The organism is Nostoc sp. FACHB-110, from assembly GCF_014697425.1.
In the GTDB taxonomy this organism is placed as follows: Bacteria; Cyanobacteriota; Cyanobacteriia; order Cyanobacteriales; family Nostocaceae; genus Nostoc_B.
In genome coordinates this window covers 98764-120109 of record NZ_JACJRU010000018.1, presented here as the reverse complement: position 1 = coordinate 120109, position 21346 = coordinate 98764, and the positions used below count along the sequence as shown (strand labels likewise).

11 protein-coding genes and 1 pseudogene are annotated in these 21346 nt (G+C 43.6%); 2 read left to right on the top strand and 10 right to left on the bottom strand.

Annotated features, from left to right (window positions below; translation table 11 throughout):
* The first annotated feature begins 31 nt into the window (after window positions 1-31).
* Complete coding sequence (locus H6G69_RS17875; protein WP_190690024.1) at window positions 32-685, top strand: TetR/AcrR family transcriptional regulator; 654 nt, start codon at window positions 32-34, stop codon at window positions 683-685.
* An 8-nt stretch (window positions 686-693) separates the two neighbouring features.
* On the opposite strand, the gene H6G69_RS17870 is transcribed toward H6G69_RS17875, so the two are convergent.
* Window positions 694-1158 (bottom strand): helix-turn-helix domain-containing protein, encoded by a 465-nt coding sequence (locus H6G69_RS17870; RefSeq protein ID WP_277883408.1) that lies wholly within the window; start codon window positions 1156-1158, stop codon window positions 694-696.
* A 20-nt stretch (window positions 1159-1178) separates the two neighbouring features.
* Here H6G69_RS17870 and H6G69_RS17865 point away from each other — a divergent pair, with 20 nt between their 5' ends.
* Window positions 1179-2033 (top strand): SDR family oxidoreductase, encoded by an 855-nt coding sequence (locus H6G69_RS17865; RefSeq protein ID WP_190690021.1) that lies wholly within the window; start codon window positions 1179-1181, stop codon window positions 2031-2033.
* Between the two features lie 224 nt (window positions 2034-2257).
* Here H6G69_RS17865 and H6G69_RS17860 read toward each other — a convergent pair whose 3' ends face one another.
* From H6G69_RS17860 to rpoB, 9 genes and pseudogenes are all read right to left on the bottom strand, one after another.
* Window positions 2258-3304 (bottom strand): AI-2E family transporter, encoded by a 1047-nt coding sequence (locus H6G69_RS17860; protein ID WP_190690018.1) that lies wholly within the window; start codon window positions 3302-3304, stop codon window positions 2258-2260.
* A 56-nt stretch (window positions 3305-3360) separates the two neighbouring features.
* Window positions 3361-4026, bottom strand: coding sequence for a TMEM175 family protein (locus H6G69_RS17855; RefSeq protein ID WP_190690015.1), 666 nt, complete (start codon window positions 4024-4026; stop codon window positions 3361-3363).
* Window positions 4027-4127: 101 nt separating this feature from the next.
* A complete protein-coding gene (locus H6G69_RS17850; RefSeq protein WP_190690012.1) occupies window positions 4128-5498 on the bottom strand; it encodes a cytochrome P450 in 1371 nt (456 codons plus the stop codon).
* A gap of 229 nt (window positions 5499-5727) precedes the next feature.
* The gene (locus H6G69_RS17845; RefSeq protein ID WP_190690010.1) at window positions 5728-7530 is read right to left on the bottom strand and encodes a serine/threonine-protein kinase; all 1803 of its coding nucleotides are present in this window, start codon (window positions 7528-7530) and stop codon (window positions 5728-5730) included.
* A gap of 202 nt (window positions 7531-7732) precedes the next feature.
* Entirely contained in the window at window positions 7733-9292 is a 1560-nt protein-coding gene (locus tag H6G69_RS17840) for a serine/threonine-protein kinase (protein WP_190690006.1), read from the bottom strand.
* A 105-nt stretch (window positions 9293-9397) separates the two neighbouring features.
* Window positions 9398-10885: a protein kinase domain-containing protein gene (locus tag H6G69_RS17835; protein WP_190690003.1), complete on the bottom strand. Its 1488-nt coding sequence runs from the start codon at window positions 10883-10885 to the stop codon at window positions 9398-9400.
* A 160-nt stretch (window positions 10886-11045) separates the two neighbouring features.
* Window positions 11046-11591 carry a GIY-YIG nuclease family protein gene (locus H6G69_RS17830; protein WP_190690002.1) on the bottom strand — a complete coding sequence of 182 codons (546 nt, stop codon included), beginning with the start codon at window positions 11589-11591 and terminating at the stop codon, window positions 11046-11048.
* 180 nt (window positions 11592-11771) lie between these two features.
* A pseudogene (locus H6G69_RS17825) lies at window positions 11772-17789 on the bottom strand (DNA-directed RNA polymerase subunit beta'').
* A gap of 116 nt (window positions 17790-17905) precedes the next feature.
* The gene (gene rpoB / locus H6G69_RS17815) at window positions 17906-21205 is read right to left on the bottom strand and encodes a DNA-directed RNA polymerase subunit beta (RefSeq protein WP_190689993.1); all 3300 of its coding nucleotides are present in this window, start codon (window positions 21203-21205) and stop codon (window positions 17906-17908) included.
* Window positions 21206-21346 lie beyond the last annotated feature (141 nt).

Sequence of the window (21346 nt, the reverse complement as noted above, 5' to 3'; positions counted from 1 at the left end):
CATATATGTATGCTTACTATAGAGGTAATGTATGACTGAAAGCCCATCAGCCGCTGGAATGCGCCGCAAGCCCCGACAAGCCCGCAGTCAAGAAAGAGTCAACCGCATTATTGATGTAGCAGAAGAATTGTTTATTTCTCAGGGCTATAACGCCACCACAACCAACGCGATAGCGGCTGGTGCGAAGATACCCATCGGGTCGCTCTACCAGTTTTTTCCAGATAAGACAGCGATTATGCAGGCTTTGGCTATGCGGTATGAAGAACGTCTGCATCAAAAATTGGGAATACTCGATAATCCCGATTTGGTAAAACTGCCCTTATCTGTCTTGGTTGATCAGTTGATTGATATCTCCGAGCAGCATTTTGCTGAGAATCCCGGCTATTACGCGATTTTTATGGAAGTTCAGGGTGCGCTACCTGAAGTGCAAGCCGTTGGAGAAGCGGCGGATGCGGCACTTATTCGAGATTTAGCCAGCTTATTCGCACAACGGGAAGCAGGTTTAGAGACAACAGACTATGAAGCGATCGCCTTTATTTTAGTCAAGATGATCGGCACATTACTATGGCTATCTCTCAGTCAAGAAAAAACATTTCAACCGCGATTGGTAGCAGAAACCAAACGATTGACTTTAAGTTATCTGCAAAGCTATTTCCCCTCTGATGGAAGCAACGCGACTTTGTGAGATTATTACTATCGCTCCAACTTCTTCCTTGCATCCAACACCCTTGGCGTATTGAGTTCAATCCAGTCTGCTAAAGCGGCGACGCGATCGGCAACTTCTTCTCCCATCGGAGTCAGGCTGTACTCAACAACAGGCGGAACCACATGGTGAGATACACGCAACACAAAACCATCTTCCGCCAGGGATTGTAGACTTTGAGCCAGCATTTTTTCACTGACTCCCCCCATTTTGCGTCTCAACTCGCTAAATCTGTGAGTCCCTTGGCACAGCGCAATCAGAATCAGTACACCCCATTTGCTGCAAACGTGTTTCAGAATGTCTCGTGAAGGACATGGCGCGGCGAAAATATTCCCTATTTCCAGGCGTTGTGTCAGCGTCTTGGAATCATCATGGCGATCGCTCATATACTTACTTTTTTGTTGGTACTTACCAAAAGTTAGTAATGAAATTATATTAGGTTTATCGACATCCAAAAATTAACCAACTAAAAAATATGATTGTCATCACTGCTGCATCGGGTCAGTTAGGCAGATTAGTATTGCATGAACTATTAAAATCCGTTCCTGCCAATCAACTAGTCGCTGCGGTTCGCAATCCAGAAAAAGTATCAGATTTTGCCAGTTTAGGCGTGCAGGTGCGGCAGATTGATTACACCCAACCCCACACATTAGATATCGCCTTCGCTGGTGCAGAAAAAGTATTGCTCATCTCCTCCAGTGAAATTGGCGATCGCGTAACTCAGCACACAAACGTCATCAACGCCTGTAAACAAGCCGGAGTCAAATTACTGGCTTATACCAGTCTCTTACACGCAGATAGCAGTCCCCTACCTCTAGCAGCAGAACATTACCAGACTGAAGTAGTTCTAAAAGAATCTGGTGTTCCTTATGTGATATTACGTAATAGTTGGTATACAGAAAATTACATAGTCAGTATTCCCGTAGCTTTAGAATATGGTGCAGTTATGGGCTGTGCTGGAGAAGCTAAAATCGCATCCGCAGCCCGCGCCGATTATGCCGCAGCCGCAGCCACCGTTTTATTAGCCAATGACCAAGCTGGTAAAGTCTATGAATTGTCTGGTGATGTAGCCTATACATTGAGCGAATTTGCTGCCGAAGTCAGCCAGCAGTCTGGTAAGCAAGTGATTTATCAGAATTTGTCTGAAGATGAGTATATTAATGTATTAAAAAATGCTGGCTTACCTGAGCCTGTTGCTGTGATGTTAGCAGAATCTGAGACAGGAGCAGCAAAAGGAGGGTTGTTTGATGATAGCCAAACCCTAAGCCAACTGATAGGCCGTCCCACCACAACTTTAAGTGAGTCTATTCAAGCAGTTTTGAAACTTTAGTAGGGATAGGTCAGGGCTTATCCAAACTGCACAATAGTAATGGACTGACCCCGCCAAGAATTCATACAGTTAAGTCTGTTTGATTAGATTGGAATCCTCACGCCTTCAGGCTGAGGAGGATGTCAAATAGCTAATTTAGTGCAGTCACAAAAATTTTATCCGCGTCCATCTGCGTTTATCTGCGGTTAATTTTATCCAAACTTTAATGCAATATTTTAGTCCCATCAGTCCACTACTAATTCCCTACTATTCAACCAGGATTCTGCAAATCTTTTCAACAAGCTAGTTAGGGGGACAGCCAGCAAAACTCCTAATACTCCACCTAATTTTGCACCACACAGCAGAGAAATAAAAATAACAGCAGGATTTACGCCAGTCATTTGACCCATTAAACGAGGTGCAACAATAGTTTCGTTAATTTGTCCTACCAGCACGGCTATCACTAATAACTTTACTGCTAACCAAATATTTTGGATAGCAAGTATGGGAAGAATTAGAGATATTGTCACAGTTCCACCAAAAGGGATAAAACTCGCTATCCCAATCACAAAACCAAATAATAGCCCGAAGGGAATTTGAAATACCAAAAATAAAACTATAAGTGCAGTACCTTCAATCATTGCTAAAGTTGCTTGTCCCGCAAAGTAGTTTTGAAAACTCTGCTGAATCAGAGATGGTAATTGGACATTCCAAGGTTGAGGGAATAGTTTAAACAACGCATTCCACAAACTAGAACCGTTAAAAATTAGGAGGATGGTGAGAACGATTGTAATCAGTAAATTCAGCGTACTATCAAAGATACCAAAGAGAAAATCTACAATTTGACTGGGTAAAGATTCTAGACTTTGGGTAAATTTATTGATAACTTCTGTAGTGAGGTTGGAAGCATCAAAAGATAAGTGTGCTAGGGGTATGTTGATGTGAATTTCTTGGAGTTGCTGTTGTCCTTGATCAATTAATGCTGGTAGGCGATCGCCAAATTCAATTAATTGTTGATATACAATAGGTGCGACACCAAAACCCAGAACTAAAAAAGCTGTCACGGCAAGTATGAGAACCAACAATACCGACCAAATCCTTCCTACACCCCGTTTTTCGAGATAACTAATGGGAAAATTTAAGAGAAAAGCTAGTAAACTAGCAACTAATAAAATGTTGGGGATGGGTTGTAATTGCTGTGAGATAATTTGTAATAAACATAAATTGAGAAATAAAACCGGAATCACAAAACACCAAAATGTCCAACGGGGAAGACTCAAATTTGCTAACATCTGATTTATTTACCTTTGAAATTATTCTTATAAATGATTAGCTAAATTCAACAAATTTATCGCAACAAATCATCTGATTTATTTAAATATTTTTCCAATGGAGAATAGGCAAAAAACAGTACCACCCAAAAATAGTCCCATAACTCTTGGTTAAGATAAGCCACCCCAATGGAAATCAATGCACATATCGGTTCTATTAAAGCTTTGATTTTGATTGAGCGAATTGTCTCATCATCTAAATCACTATCTACTAATTTGCGATCGCTTGTTGCATAAGACCAACTTAGCCAAGAAACAAACCCAATTACAGCGATATTTAAACTAAACCAAACTTTGACCAGCAAATTATCTGGAAATGTTATGACTAAATCATTAGATAAAGGCACTAAAAACAAGACCATTAAATACCCTACAGAAATCCACAAATGGTTTTCATCGGTTCTCTTTAAATACTTTAATTGCCGAGAATGAGAAATCCAATAAGTTGCAACTAAAACAAAGGTGATAGCGTAAGTTCCTAACGGTTTTAACTGACTAAATAAAAAAACATTAATATCACTGTCTGTCATCCCTTTAGCATCTTCTGGTAAGTCGAAGGCAATTACCATTAAAGCCATTGCAAAAGCAAAAATAGAATCACTCAATCGCGCCAAAGATAAAATACTTTCGGAATAATTTTTATTAGTTTGAATAATCTGCTCTTGTTCTATTAATCCCTTCATAATTTAATTACCTTCACAATATTAGAGAAAAATAGATACCCGACTGATTGAAGAAGTCGGATATCTGACCGCAACCAACTTCTCATGATTTGAAGTAAATTCTATGCAGCTGCTTTCAAGAGAAATTGAATACCGTGTCTGGCGCGGAGGGTAATAGATATCTGAAGTTCGATGTTTTGATTGCTAACGAGATCAAGTTGGAATTTTTGGGCGATTGTTGCTAGTAATAAAACAGCTTCCATCAGGGCGAAACTCTTACCAATACAAACACGCGGCCCATCACCGAAGGGGAAATACACACCACGAGGTAATTGTTTTTCTAGGTCATTAGCCCAGCGTTCTGGTTGAAACAATTCTGGTTCAGAAAAATAACGCCCATCACGGTGCATAGCCCATTGACTCACAATTAAGTTTGTTCCTTTGGGAATAAAATAGCCACCAATTTCACAATCTTGGGTTGCTTCCCGGGAAATTTCGGTAACAGGAGGATACAGGCGCATAGATTCTTTAATCACCCAATTGGTGTAAGTTAACTGGGGTAAATCAGCTAGAGTGGGTGTGCGTCCGTTCAACACTGTTTTGAGTTCTGTACTGAGTTTTTCGCGGACATCGGGATTTTGCGCCAATTGCAGGAATGTCCAAGAAAGAGCGTTAGCGGTGGTTTCGTGTCCTGCCAAAATTAATGTTACGGCTTCGTCTCGCAATTGTTTATCAGTCATGCGGCTACCATCATCCGCATCTTCGACTTGCATCAGCATTCCTAATAAATCTTTGCCTGTTTTACCACTGGCGCGACGCTGTTTAATGATGGCATAGATTGTTTCATCAAATAAGGCGATCGCTTTTTGATAACGTTGTTCCATCTCCTCAGCACTCATTTGTTGGGTATTTTGTTTTATTTCCCCAATTTCCGACAGTGCAGACATGACATCTTTGGCTGCTTGATATTCAAACCAGTTCATGGTTTCATTTAGCGCATTGTCAATACTACCTGCGGCTGCATCCTGTACATTCTGATCAAATAGGGTTTTCATCACGATGTTGAGGCTGAGGCGCATCATGGCTGCTTGTATATCCTTCACCTCGCCATCTTGCCAAGTTTTTAACATTTGCTCGGCATAATCCACCATCACCGCCGCATAGCTGTTAATCTGCTGTTGATGGAAAACAGGTTGGGCTAGTCGTCGTTGTCGCAACCAAAAATCACCTTCACTGACTAACAAGCCATTACCTACTACTTCATGTATTAGGTGCAGTTCTGGTGTTTTCACAAACAAGAGTCTGTCTTTTAACACTTCAGTAATATAGTCAGGATTGGTTAACAGACAAAACCATTGATCATCAAATTTCAGAGGAACGATACCTTCATATTCTTGGGTGCAGCGTTGCATAAATCCCAGGTGATCTCGGCTGTATTCTTCCAAAGCGTTTACAGGATTGGGATGGGGTAGGGTGAGTAAATTCTTGCTCATTTTCAGAGACTCCATTTCAGTTGCTGGTTTATGTGAGTTAAACTCATATTTTGATAATATGAGCATAATTCATGTTTGTCAACAAAAATGTGAGTAATCCTCAAATATTTATTTTTGCTCTGGAGGTTATACCAATTCCTTTAAGTTTGATACAAATGGGTCGCAGAGGGGCAGGGAGCAGGGGGCAGGGAGAAAGATGGATTTGTATCAGGATTTTCGTGAAATGGTATTAGCACTGTTTAGCTGCTGCTGGATTGCCAATAGGATGTAGATCAGCTTCCCAAATACTGATGTAAATTAAGTCACAAGATTGACGGACAATTTGACCCTTCACAGAACCCAGAGAAAAGCTAAAATCATCTCTCTGACGCTGTTGAATTTGTTGTAGTCCTTGCTGAATTTGGGAAGAGGCTTGGCCATTTAACATTCCATTTAAAGTATTTTGCATCACCTGGGGGTCTACAGATTGAGCAAAAGCAGCTTCAGTTTGCACTAATCTTCCAGATTTGCGATCAAACAGATAACCTAAATCTACTTGGTTGGGAACTAATTTGTAAGTTACAGCACGAGTATCACCCCACAAGCCTCTTAAATCTCTTCTTTTTCGGCCGAGAGTGGATTCTACTGTACTTCTTGCTGTACCTGTAGGAAATGCGGGTACGCTTGGCTGGCTGATACTTGCTTTTTTTTTGCTTTCTGGCTGCTCTGGTTGTGTTGTGGGTGCTGCGGTGGTGGGGGTAGCAGTAGGTTGGTTATCTGTGGCAGTGGGCGAATTGAATGTAGCTGTCGGTGTGGGGACAGGAGAAGTTACAGGCTCTTGGTTAGTTATATTTGGTGATTCATTCGCGGAATTGGCATCATTATTCACCGACGAAGGAACTGAGATTTGTGGTGGTTGTATTGATGGGCTGGGTGTAGGAGAAGGTAGCGCATCTGTAGGCTGAGTTTCAGGTTGTAGAGATGGAACAGCAGATGCGCTAGGGTTAGCATTGCTAACAATTGGTATTTCTGGTTGTTGGGGACGGGTGAGACGGGAAATTGCCACCCCAGCAAATAAGCCACCTGCAATTAATCCGCCAAATATCCAATAGGACTTGCGTGAATTGGTGGGCGAAGAATTGCGCTGAGGGGGAGATAAGGGCTGGAGAGGTTGTGTTTGTGCAGTTGCAGCTGGTGGACGAAAGTTAATTGTCGTGGATGTATTCTCAGTGGCTGAGTTTAAAGCATATAGCATTTTACTAGCAGTGGTGTAGCGATCGCTTGCCTGGGGTCTAATTGCCTGATTCAACACCATTGCTAGTTGTGGCGAAACCTGCGGCGCGGAATTTTGCCAGAGAATTTCCCCGGTTTGTTGATTAGTTGGTAATTCTGATGGTGATTTAGCGGTTAACAGATAAATTGCTGTTAAACCCAAGCTATAAATATCTGTAGCGTAAACAGGTCTACCTATAGCTTGTTCGCTAGGCATATATCCTGGCGTACCAATTACCAATGATTGAATTGGCTGTCCTGGGGTAGTAATGATTGTCCGTATCGTTTCTTTCACAGCACCAAAATCAATCAAGACTGGCTTACCATCCACAGCGCGGAGAATAATATTATCTGGTTTAATATCGCGGTGAATTATGCCTTTGCTATGCACATAATCCAGTACAGATAGCAGACTTAAGAGAATTCCACGGACAGTACTTTCACTTTGACAACCTTGGGCTGCAACAATTTCTGTTAAGGTTTGCCCATGAATCCACTCTTGAACGAGATAAAACAGTCCATTCTCTAAAAAGTAGGCGTAAAGTCTAGGAATTTGGTCACTACTTTCACCCAAATACTCTAACGTCGCTGCTTCTCTTTCAAACCTTTGTTGAATTAATTGATAGGTTTGGGGATCGTTGGATATGGGTTTCAGTTGCTTAATGACACAACGACGGCGAGAAGGCATATGGGTATCTTCTGCCAGAAAGGTATCACCAAACCCACCAGCACCGAGTACCTGAATAACTTGATAGCGATTGTTCAGTAAAATTGTGGTCATGAACAGTTACAAGCGTCAAAACGCCATGCCTTATCGTCAAAATTCGCCCTTTTTAAATGTACATCACGAGATAAAAACAGATAATGTTCCGTCTCTACAGCACTAATTATTCACAAAATGGCTGTATTACCACTACCACATTTTGGTGAATATAGATTGTGCTTAACTTATTTGACTTGCTTCAGTGTGGAATTAATATCAGCTAATTAGCATCACTAATCGCCCATCGGTTATTATCTACATCCCATAAAAGTGATAACGTTACAGAACTAGATACTTGTTTGCCGCTTTTCATAAAGTATGTAAGTTGGGCATCAACTGTAGATGTTTCGGTGTTGCTTTCTACTACACTAACTTGGTCTACATTTACACTTCCTACTTGTCCTCCCCACCAGTCAAGATAAGAAAGATAACCGTTCGGATGAAGACGTTGATTATTTTGATAGCTTGGCGATAGCAGATTCCACGCTGCTTGATATTGACCTTCGTTAATTCTTGCATAATAGTCTTGCACAAATTGTTCGGGAGAGCTTCTCTGTGTCTCTGGTTGTGCTGATGAAGACTGTTGTGTGGATGTAGGTGAATTGCTCGGTTCTGGTGAGCCTCCTGCTTGTTGATTATTTGTAGAGGGTGCTGAAGTTTCGGGTGACACAGAATTTTGTTCAGGACTGGGGGAAACTTCAGTAGATGATGGTGTTTGAGAATCGACAAATATTTGATTTTGTCTATTGATGGCAAAACCAATCACTATAGCAGCACCAATTAATCCACCCACAATTAAACTACCGAGGACAATTCCTTTTTGGCTATTGTTTTGCTTAACAGGTAGCGGCGTAGATAAAGCGCGTGGACTCACAGCGACTGTGTTTGGTATGTTTTGAGGCGTTACTTGTGGAATTACTTGTGGTTGTTGATAAGGTACGGTTGGGGGAACACTAACTGTCCCGATTTGCAAAGCTTCGAGCATTTCTCTGGCGGTGGCGAAGCGTTCTCTGGGGTGGTAGGCGATCGCGCGATCAAGAATTCCTGCTAGGGTAGGACTTACACTCAAGGCATAATTCCGCCACACAATTTCCCCAGTGCGCGGATCTGTTTCTAATTCTTGTGGTTGTTTCCCACTCAGCAAGTAAATTGCTGTCATCCCTAGACTATATATGTCACTGGAATACAATGGTCTACCTGCGGCTTGCTCACTTGGCATATATCCAGGTGTACCAATCACAATTGAACTAGTAGGATTTCCTTGAGAATTGACTACTGTTCCCATTGATTCACGCACTGCGCCAAAATCTATCAGTACAGGTTTGCCATCTCGATGACGGATAATGATGTTATCGGGTTTGATATCGCGGTGGATGATTCGTTTGGAATGCACATACTCTAGAATTGGTAATAAATTCACCAATAAGTCTCTGAGCGCACTTTCACTGAATAAACCTTGCTGTTGAACTTTTTTGGTTAAGGTTTCTCCTTCAATCCACTCCTGCACTACATAAAATTGTCCTGAAGATTGAAAATAGGCATACAGGGTCGGAATTTGGTGATTAGAACCACCTAAATCTTCTAAAATTGCTGCTTCTCGTTGGAATCTTTCTTGCACCAGTTGATAGATTTGGGGATTATTTTGAATTGGTCTTAGCTGTTTAATTACACAGCGACGGTGAGAAGGCATTTGCGTATCTTCTGCGAGAAATGTCTCACCAAATCCCCCACTCCCTAAAGTTTGGATAACTTGATAACGGTTATTTAACAGCATTTGCATAACTTCGTGCCGAATGTATAAATATAAAATTATTTGTAATCTAATTTACATTGTTACCGATCGGCACTTACTTAAAGATTAATGTTCAATAAAGTTGCCAACAATTTATTTTTTAAAATATCTTAGTTGATAGCGGTCTTGATATCTAGCAATATAATCAACATTGCGCTGTTCTAGTTTAGAAAGTAATTTTGCCGGAAATGCTTTGGGTGAGTAAATAGGAACATACCAAGGTTGATTATCAAAGTATTCTTGTAAACCAGGAGTGTCAAAACGCCGACCGTGACGAGCAAAAATGGAATTCCGCATAATATCTAGGGTAAAACCGTCTTTCGCGTCTAAATCGGCATCGGTGACAAGTCTTGTTGATAACCAAGCATAATTGTCGGTAGTTTCCACCGCAGTTGTCACAGCAGGCTGTGGAGTAAATGCAGGAGTTTCTCTGGTTTGGGCTGATGGTGTTGGTTGAGTAGTTTCTGGAACTTGCAAGATAGCCGCTTGTGAAGTTGCTGCTGATGGGGAAATACTGGGAGTCTCAACTGTTGGGGTAGTAGAATCTGAGGGTGTTAGTGATGATTCCGCTATGGGTTGAGAAGATTTGGGAAATACTTGGGTAAAAATTATCGATGCAGCTATTAAGCCACCAGCAATAAATCCACCCACAAGTAAGCCATTTTGATTGTGACTGGGAGTTGGGGGTTGAGGATTGACAGGAATTGTCGGAGGTTGGTGTTTGGGAATGACGGGTTGAGTTGGTGGTAAGGGATTTGTCACTTCTTGCAAAGCATCTAGCATAGCTCTAGCGGTAGGATAACGATCGCGTGGATGATAAGCGATCGCTCGCTCAATGACTTCTGCTATCCTTGGACTTACATAACTCGCATACTGTCGCCAGATAATTTCTCCTGTCTGGGAGTCTGTTTCTAGTTGTTGTGGCTGTCTTCCAGTCAATAAATAAATTGCTGTGATTCCCAAGCTATACAAATCGCTAGAATACATCGGTCTACCTGCGGCTTGCTCACTCGGCATATACCCAGGTGTACCAATCACAATTGAACTGGTAGGATTTCCTTGAGAATTAACTACCGTTCCCATTGATTCCCGCACTGCACCAAAATCAATGAGTACTGGTTTTCCGTCCCGATGGCGCAGCATGATGTTATCTGGCTTGATGTCACGGTGAATAATTTGCCGAGAATGCACGTAATCCAAAACAGGTAAAACATTCACCAAAATTTCTTGCACTGTACTTTCGTTAAACAAGCCTTGCTGCTGAACTTTAACTGTTAAAGTCGCACCTTCTACCCATTCTTGAACTAAATAAAATTGTCCGCCTGCTTCAAAGTAAGCATACAATTTGGGAATCTGGTCACTACCACTGCCAAGTTCTTCTAAAATTGCTGCTTCCCGTTGAAATCTTTCTTGCACGAGTTGATAGATTTGCGGATTGTTTTGAATCGGTCGTAGCAGCTTGACTACACAACGGCGTTTAGATGGCATATAGGTATCTTCTGCCAAATAGGTTTCACCAAACCCACCCGCACCGAGTGTATTAATAATTTGATAGCGATCGTTCAGCAGCTGTGTTGTCATTGCAGGTTGCAGATTATAGCTTGTTTCAACAAGCAGATAGCTGTATCTATTCTTTCTGCTATGCTGTACTACGCTAGTATAGCTGCACTCTTTAATTTTTATATTTGTTGCCTATCTGATACTTTTTACAATTCATTAATAAAAATGAATAATGATTGCTTTATTTCAAATCCAATAAACCTTCTTCTTTTAATTTAGGATTAAAACGTAATTGTATTTGTAAACCACGCGCTTCTAAAACTTGTAAAATTTCCGTCTCTACTCGTCGGGCAACATTTTTGAGGATTTTCATTTGTGCTAATTCATCATTGACAGGGTTTTGATAAATTACTTGTTCTTCGGAGGTCATCAGATTTTTGACATTAATTGCTTGCGTCCATTGTTCTTTACTGTCTCCATTACCACCAGGGACACTACCATGTTCTTGAATCCAATTATTCTCAATACTTTCTAAAACACTCCGGCTAGGACGTTCAATAGTTGCGACTTTCACCCAATAACATTGTTGGGGTTGACGGACTAAATGCTGTTTAAGACTCAAATATACATCTCTAGAATATCCCACAAATTGCAGAGATTTATTGTGATCAAAGATGGCATATACACCTATTTTTCCTTGAAATTGTTCAGGTAACTGTCCAGCTTCATCAATATAAGGTACATATTCTAAATTCTCTAACGATGGATGATTTATTTCGTTACTCATATATTAAAACAGATGCAAAAATGATTAACTATATCAATCTGATATTACAGTAATTATTCGGATAGATTGAGATAAATAAGGATAGTTTCAACTTTATGGAGAGTACAGTGATTTTAGTCAATAAAAAAAGGCAAAAGAAATTTTTCTTCTGCCTTTTTAATTAATTGTTAACGTTGACGCTTACATATCGAAATCATCATCGTCGTCAACTTCTTCATACTCATCTTCTTCGTCATCTTGGATGAGGTCATGCACTTCATCTGCAATTAAATCATCGTCATCGAGAAGTGAACCTGAACGACGAGTACCAAATGTACCTTCTGTGAGGGAAGGTGCATCAAGATTATAAGCGCGAGCAGTGCGATCGTCTAACACCATATCTAGAGGATCATCAACTTCATCTAAGACACTGGAAGTATCCAAAGTTGCGTAATCATCGATCGCACCAGGTTCATCATAGGTATTGTAACCAGTACCCGCCGGAATCAAGCGTCCGATAATCACGTTTTCTTTCAGACCCCGCAACCAGTCAGATTTACCTTCAATTGCTGCTTCTGTCAATACCCTGGTTGTTTCTTGGAAGGACGCAGCCGAGATAAAGCTGTCTGTATTTAAGGAAGCTTTAGTGATACCTAACAATACTGGTGTGTATTGCGCTCTTGCACCACCTGTAATGGCCATTGCTTCGTTAACTTGTTCAACTTGACGCAGTTCCACCAACTCACCAGGAAGCATGGTAGTATCACCACCATCATCAATCCGCACTTTGTTGGTCATCTGGCGGACAATTACTTCAATGTGTTTGTCGGCAATATCAATCCCTTGGGACTGATAAACTAACTGCACTTCGTTGACTAAGAATGTTTGTACTTTCTGGAGTGCATGGCTGGCGCAAGCGTAGACTCCATCTTCCGAACCCAAGCTAAAGAAGATTTCCAGAATTTCGTGGGGGTTGGATGGGCCATCTGTGATTGGTTGTCCGGCTGCTACTTGATAACCATCAGGTACAATCAAGTTTTGTCCTGGGCCAAGCTGATAGTCAGTGACTACACCATTGGATTCCACAACTTTAACAGCGATCGCTTCATCGCCATCACCATAAACCACCTTGACTTCTCCACCACGGCGTACCAAGATACACGCTTCTTTTGGTTTACGCGCTTCTAAAAGTTCTTCAATCCGTGGTAAACCTTGAATGATGTCTCCTGTTTTGGCTCGTTCAAATACCAGCAGTACTAAGTTATCACCGCGCTGGACTAGATCCCCATCTTCTATCTGTAATACTGCACCAGGGCTGACTCGGTAAGGACGACCGGAACGCAAAGTCACAGTATAATTCTGGGTACTCAAGGCTGATTCATCACCAGCAGCTGCGGGCGCAGCATTTTTCACTTCTACAACTTCCCCAGATTCTTCTGCAAATACTCCCGGAGTAATTTCCGCACCTTCTACTAGCAAATCCCCAACTTTTACTTTAGGTTTGGTAGCTGAAGGCATAGAAATCATGTCACTGTGGCGCAGTACTAAGCAACGGCGTACTGTTTCTGTGCCTTTTTGGACACCCCGGACAATTCCACCTTCTTTACACAAGATTTGGGTACGTGCAACTACAGCACCAGGAGCGATGGTTTGTCCATCTTGAACTTCTAGACTTGTCTGAGTACTACCTTGGGTAGCATCAGCAACAATGTCACGACGAATCACTAATGATTCCAAAATCACCAGCTGCAAGCGTTGAATTTCTGAATCTTCTGCATCAGGAATCAATTCAATATCAGCTGCTAAGGGAGAAGCATTGTGGTCTTGTTCGCCTTCTTGTTCAATTTCTAAAACTAGCTGAGTCCGCAGTAGCTCTACACCTTCTACCGATTTGACGCGTTCCGAATCTTTGTAAGGTAGGCGCTGTACGGCGCGCAATTGAATTGAACGTCCGGTTTGCTGGCTCACTGATGTCGTTGAAGGTACATCGGGGGTATTAGGTACAGCGAACTCTACTACAGGACGGCTCAACAATGCCGGGCCTTCGGGAGATTCTACGTACTGGATGTAACGCAATTCGGTTACAGTTTGTCCTAATAATTCTTCTCCAGGCTGGACAAAGGTGTTGTCTCTGCCGATGACTGCTTCAGGATCATCTACCATCAGCAGTTCGCCGGGTTTGATTACCACTTCTCGCAGAATGTCGTTTTTCTGTGTGACTTCGACTACACCACTATTTTGGCAGAAGATATCTTTCACTACTTCAGAGCCAGCTTCGACAAACTGACCATCTTCTACTAGCAGTAAGGAGATATCTTTATTGACTTCGTGGGTTTCTTCGGGAATCCACAACATTGTGCCTCCCTGCACCACTTCGTACCCTTGCTTGGCTTTGCCTTTCTTCTGGACTTCTAAGCCAGCGAATTTCAAAAAGCCGCCAGTGGTTGTGCGATAGCGGTCATCAATTAATTCCGCAACTACTTGACCATTTTGCACTTTTGTGCCTGGGGTAGCCCGCAGGTTAAATTCCTGGTTGTTCCCAGTGGTGATCAGATAGTTGTTCCGTCCTTGAGAACTGTTAACGGTAACAGCTGCTTGGTCTAGCACTACCGAAGCGGTGATGATTTCAATTTCTCTGGTACTCTTACCAGGGGAAGCTTCGGGTAAACGCACCACACCACCATGCTGACTGGTGAGTTTGGTTTCTGCTAACACACCGTTAGTATCGATGCGATCGCGATTATTTACCACCAATTCTGCACCAGGGGGCAAGTTATAAACTTCCCCAGATAAAATCCAAATCAAACCGCCTCTAGCGGCTGTGGTTGTGGTGTTACCTTGACGGTCGGTTTTTTGTTCCGCTACCACATCGGCAAATTTGACTTCCCCTGCCAAGTCAGAGGCCACATCTTTCACCGCTTTTTCAGTGTTGGCGCGAGTTGTCCGTCCCCCAATGGCGACTTCTGCCAATAACTGACCTTGTTTTACCTGTTGACCGTCAGTGATGTATAGTGTGGAACCTTGGGTAACTTGAATTTCTTGGTTAACGGGGGTTTCGCTACCTTCTTTTTTGGGTTCTAAAATCAAGATGCCGTTAGCTTCTACATACAAAGCATCTTCACCGTGGCGGGTACGGTAGGGTCTTGTCCGCAACTTCCGGGGAATCTTGACTGTCCCAGCAATTTTCGAGCGTACTTGTTGCGCAACTTCCCCAGTGAATACCCCACCTGTGTGGAATGTCCGCATGGTCAGCTGAGTACCAGGTTCACCAATACTTTGGGCTGCAATGATCCCGACGGCTTCGCCCAGGTCTACCATCTTGGCATGTGCCAAACTCCAGCCGTAACAATGTTGACACACAGAACGAGCAGCTTCACAGGTAAGAGGCGATCGCACCACCACCTCTTTCACCCCAGATTTTTGAATTTCTTTGGCCAAGTCATCAGAAACCGGAGTATTCCGAGGTGCAATAATTTCGCCAGTAGTCGGATGAACTACATCCTCAGCAATCACCCGTCCCATCAAGCGAGTCGCCAGAGGGATCAAGGTTTTGCTACCTTCAGTCATGGATTTTATGGGAATACCTCTGGTAGTACCACAATCAAATTCCCGAATGATCACATCCTGAGAAACGTCCACCAGACGGCGAGTCAAATAACCAGAGTCAGCCGTCCGCAGTGCCGTATCTACCAAGCCTTTCCGCGCACCGTAAGACGAAATAATATATTCTGTGACAGTCAACCCTTCGCGGAAATTAGTTTTAATTGGTAAGTCAATAATTTCCCCTTGTGGATCTGCCATCAATCCCCGCATTCCCACCAACTGACGGACTTGGGAAATATTACCCCGCGCCCCAGAGAACGCCATCATATATACAGAGTTGAGGGGATTGGTTTGCTTAAAGTGGATAACTACCTCATCTTTCAGAGCTTCACTAGTACCGTTCCAAGTATCAATTACTTTTTGGAAACGTTCAACTTCAGTAATTTCACCACGTTGATAACGAGCTTCAGTAGCCCGAATTTCTTCTTCGGCTGCTTCCAAAAGACTGCGCTTACTTGGTGGAACCATCAAGTCATCGACACTAATAGAAACCCCGGCTCTGGTAGCATAACGGAAACCTAAATCTTTCAACTTATCTGCCATGACAGCAGTTCGCGCCGTGCCGTAATGCGTAAATGCCCAAGAGATGAGATTTCTCAGTTGACCTTTATCAACTACGCGATTGCGAAAAACTTTCTTTTCGTTAGTCATTAGTCATGAGTCCTTAGTCAATAGAAGTCAAAAGGCAAAAGTAAAAAGGTAAAAAAATTCTTACTTTTGCTTTTTGCCTTTTTACTTTTAACTTACTAGTGCTTCCTGAATTGCCTTGTTGTAAATGACGCGGCCAGGAGTTGTGCGTATGTACTGAGAAATCAAATTCCCTTCGGAGTCTTGCCTGACTCGGCGGAACTTGTATAACAATGTCCGACTACCGTCACTGTTTTCAGTGACTTCCAAAGGTTCTGTATCGGGTTGGTCTGATTCCACGTCACCATCAAACCGCACGTAGATGTAGGCGTGTAAGTCGATTTGCTCTTGCTCAAAAGCCATAATTACGTCTTCGAGCGAAGCAAAGTACTTACCAGCCCCTTTTGTTGCGTGGGGATTTTCTGCGGTTAAGTAGTAAGCTCCCAACACCATGTCTTGGCTAGGTGTGATAATGGGTTTACCTGTAGCAGGCGACAAAATGTTGTTAGAAGCCAACATTAACAATCGTGCTTCCGCCTGGCTTTCCAAGGAAAGGGGTACGTGTACCGCCATTTGGTCGCCGTCGAAGTCCGCGTTAAATGCCGGACACACCAAAGGATGCAGCTGAATTGCTCGCCCTTCTACCAAAATTGGTTCAAAAGCTTGAATACCTAGTCGGTGCAGTGTTGGAGCGCGGTTTAGTAATACTGGGTGTCCTTCAATTACTTCTTCTAAGACATCCCAAACACTTGGGTCAGAACGGGAAATCAGCTTTTTCGCCGCTTTGATGTTGTTCACCATACCGCTACGAATTAAGCGGTTGATGACAAACGGTTGAAATAGCTCAATTGCCATTTCTCTGGGTAAGCCGCACTGGTGAATATTCAGCTTTGGCCCCACCACAATTACCGAACGTCCAGAGTAGTCAACCCGTTTACCCAACAAGTTTTGCCGGAAACGTCCTTGTTTACCTTCAATAATGTCAGACAAAGATTTTAGTGGTCGGTTATTAGCACCAACTACCGTCCGACCCCGACGACCATTATCAATCAACGCGTCTACCGCTTCTTGCAGCATCCGCTTTTCGTTCCGTACAATAATTTCTGGAGCCAAAATCTCTTGTAGGCGTGCCAGACGGTTGTTGCGGTTAATTACGCGTCTATATAAATCATTCAAGTCGCTGGTGGCAAACCGTCCACCATCAAGTTGCACCATTGGGCGCAAGTCTGGCGGAATCACGGGGATGACTGTCATTACCATCCACTCTGGTTTAGAACCAGTCGCAATGAAGTTGTCAATTACCCGCAGCCGTTTAATTAATTTGGCGCGTTTTTGACCTTTGGCTGTGCTAATTTCTTCCCGCAGGCTTTCGGCTTCTTGCTCTAAATTAATATCAGCCAACAAGCGCAGCAGTGCTTCCGCACCAATGCCCACCTCTACGCCTTGTAAGGTAGAATCTTCGCTATAGATTTGGTCTTCAATTTCCAACCACTGGTCTTCACTCAGCAGTTGTTTATAAGTTAAAGTTTCCGCATTACCAGGACTGAGAACAACATAAGAGTTGAAATACACTATTTGTTCTACATCCCGCAAAGGCATATCCAACAGGATAGCAATATAACTAGGTATCCCTTTGAGATACCAAACGTGAGCTACAGGTGCAGCCAGTTTGATATACCCCATCCGGTGGCGGCGCACTCTAGACTCGGTAACTTCTACACCACAACGTTCACAAACAATGCCTCTGTGGCGGACTCTCTTGTACTTACCACAGTGACATTCCCAATCTTTTGCCGGGCCAAAGATGCGCTCACAAAATAAGCCATCCATCTCTGGCTTTAAAGTCCGGTAGTTAATCGTTTCTGGTTTGGTGACTTCACCTACTAATTGACCATTGGGTAGGGTGCGTTCGCCCCATTGCCGAATGCGTTCTGGCGATGCCAAACCGATTTTTACGTAGTCAAACTGATTAGTTTGGGCTGCTCTCATACTTAAAGTGTTGAGTTAAAAGTAAAGTATTCAGTTAAAAGTAATTCCAAATATTGCTCAGATGTGAGTGCGAATACTGAGATGATTAATACTCAGCACTCAGCACTCAGCACTCTCTATTCGTCGTCGTCTAACGATTCACGGGAAAGCGATTCGTAAGTTGGACGTGGTGGTGTACGTCTGGCTGACTGGTCTGCCATTAAATCGACTTCCACGTCTAAAGAACTACCATCAGCTTGGGTTTCTACTTTATGAACCGCAATATCTAACCCCAAGGATTGCAATTCTCGCATCAACACCTTAAAGGATTCTGGTGTACCTGGTCGGGGAATTGCCTTACCTTTAACGATCGCATTTAAGGCTTCATTTCGTCCCTGCATATCGTCGGATTTCACTGTCAGCAATTCCTGTAAGGTGTAAGCTGCACCAAAGGCTTCCAACGCCCACACTTCCATTTCCCCAAACCTCTGACCACCTTGTTGAGCTTTTCCACCCAGGGGTTGCTGTGTAACCAAGGAGTAGGGGCCTGTGGAACGAGCGTGAATCTTGTCATCGACCAAATGCACCAGTTTCAGCATATAAGCTACACCAACGGTTACAGGTCGATCAAAGGGTTCGCCGGTACGGCCATCAAACACCATGATTTTGCCGGGGTCATCGGGGTTATATACCCAATCTTTGCCTGTTTCGTCTCTTGCTTCTTGCAATTTGCCATGCACAATGCGGCGCGATGATTCTTCCCCATACATTTCATCAAAGGGAACTATCTTAAATCTCACGCCCAAGGTATGACCAGCCCAACCCAACAGACACTCAAATACTTGTCCGACGTTCATCCGGCTGGGTACGCCCAAGGGGTTGAGTACGATGTCTACTGGGGAACCATCTGGTAAGTAAGGCATGTCTTCCAGTGGCAAAATCCGCGAAATAATCCCTTTATTACCGTGGCGACCCGCCATTTTATCTCCGACTTGGATTTTCCGCTTCTGGGCGACATACACCCGCACTACCATGTTGGCTCCCGGTGGTAGTTCATCCCCTTGTTCACGAGTGAACAAGCGCACGTCAACTACGCGACCTTTTTCACCGTTTGGTACACGCAAGGAGTTATCCCGCACATCCCGCGCTTTTTCCCCGAAGATGGCACGTAAGAGTTTTTCTTCTGGTGGTTGGTCGGATTCACCTTTGGGTGTAACTTTACCGACTAAGATATCGCCTGATTCTACCCAAGCCCCAATGCGGATAATGCCTTGTTCGTCTAACTGGCGTAAAGCATCTTCCCCAACGTTGGGAATTTCTCTGGTGATTTCTTCTGGGCCTAGTTTGGTTTGCCGAGCCTCAATTTCATATTTTTCAATGTGAATTGAGGTGTAAACGTCATCTTGTACCAACCGTTCCGAAATCAAAATTGCGTCTTCGTAGTTATAGCCTTCCCAGGGCATATAAGCGACAACAATGTTTTGTCCCAGCGCCAATTCCCCACCTTCTGTGGAGGAACCATCGGCTAGTACTTGTCCAGCTACTACCCTCTCACCCATTCTGACTAGGGGTTTTTGGTTTAAACAGGTGTCTTGGTTAGAGCGTTGGTATTTAGAAACGGTGTATCTAATTTCCGGTGAATTTGGTTTGGGACGTACACGAATTTCTGTCGCGTCTACATAGGTAACATCTCCGTCTGTTCGGGAAACAATCACCATCCCGGAGTCTCTCGCGCCTTGGGCTTCCAAACCAGTTCCCACTAAAGGACGTTCTGGTTTCAGCAAGGGTACGGCTTGACGTTGCATGTTAGAACCCATCAGCGCCCGGTTCGCGTCGTCATGTTCCAAGAAGGGAATCATACTGGTCGCTACCGAGACAATCTGCACAGGGGAAACCGCTACGTAGTCTACCTGCTCTGGGGTTGTGGTAGAGAATTCTTGGCGGTAACGGACTGGTACTTGTGGCCCAATAATGTAGCCATTTTCATCAACGGGGATGTCTCCTGGTGCGACCCGCAGATCGTCTTCTTCATCGGCGGTCATATACACGGGTGCTAGATCAAATCTGACTCGTGCATTTTCTACAGGGCGGAATGGTGTTTCTAAAAAGCCATACTGGTTAACACGGGCATGGGTAGCCAAGGAACCAATCAAACCCGCGTTGGGGCCTTCAGGAGTTTCGATGGGGCAGATCCGTCCGTAGTGGGAGGGGTGAATATCCCGCACCGCAAACCCTGCCCGTTCTCTGGTCAAACCGCCAGGGCCTAGGGCTGATAGTCGGCGTTTGTGTGTCAGTTCAGCCAAAGGATTAGTTTGATCCATGAACTGACTTAATTGGCTGGAACCAAAGAATTCTTTAATGGCTGCAACTAAGGGTTTGGGGTTGACCAAGGATGCTGGTGTCAAAACTTCGGCATCAGATACGGTCATCCGTTCCCGAATAATCCTCTCTAAGCGGTTCAAACCTACCCTGACTTGGTTTTGCAGCAATTCGCCCACGCTTCTGACTCGGCGATTGCCTAAGTGGTCGATGTCGTCTATACTACCGATGTCGTATTCCAGATTAATCAGGTAATCGACGGCTGACAAAATATCACCAGGGGTCAGGACACGCATGGTATCGGGAACTGACAACCGGAGTTTTTTGTTGAGTTTATAACGACCAACTCGACCCAAGTCATAGCGTTTGGGATCGAAGAAGCGAGAGTCTAATAGTTGTTGTCCACCTAATACGGTTGGTGGTTCACCAGGACGGAGTTTGCGATACAACTCCATCAGGGCTTCTTCTTCTGAGAATTGCCCTTCTTTTTCGATGGTTTTTTGGAAATATTCTGGGTGACGTAGGGCATCAAAAATTTCGTTATCTGATAAACCCAAGGCTTTGAGAAGTACTTGCGCTGAGAGTTTCCGGGTTTTATCAATCCGTACCCACACCAAATCGTTCCGGTCTGTTTCAAATTTCAGCCATGCACCCCGGTTCGGGATGAGGCTGGCAGAATATGTCCGCCGACCGTTTTTATCGATTTCCGATTTGTAGTAAACTCCAGGCGATCGCACAATTTGGTTGACAATTACCCGCTCGGCTCCGTTAATAATGAACGTGCCGCGATCTGTCATTAACGGCAAATCACCAATAAATACTTCTTGTTCTTTAATGTCCCCTGTTTCTTTGTTCAACAGGCGTGTGGGGACATACATTTGCACTGCGTAGGTGCTATCCCGCCGTTTTGCTTCTTCTACGCTGTACTTCGGCTCCTTAAGTTTATAGTTATGTCCTAAAAAATGCAGTTCTAATTTGCCTGTATAGTCTGTAATAGGACTAAAGGAGTTCAGTTCTTCTATCAGCCCTTCTTCTAAAAACCAGCGAAAACTCGATCGCTGGATTTCAATCAAGTCGGGCAACAAAAAGGCGGGTTCCATATATTTGTCGTTGCTCATGCCTCTACCTTTGTCAACCTGGTTAAACTTTTAGAGGACACTATTGCTGTGGGACGCTTACTTCCACCAGCCAGTGTCCGTAGCCGTTTGGGAACTACTCCTTGTGCCACCTGCTATTGATTTGTGCAGTTACCTGCAACA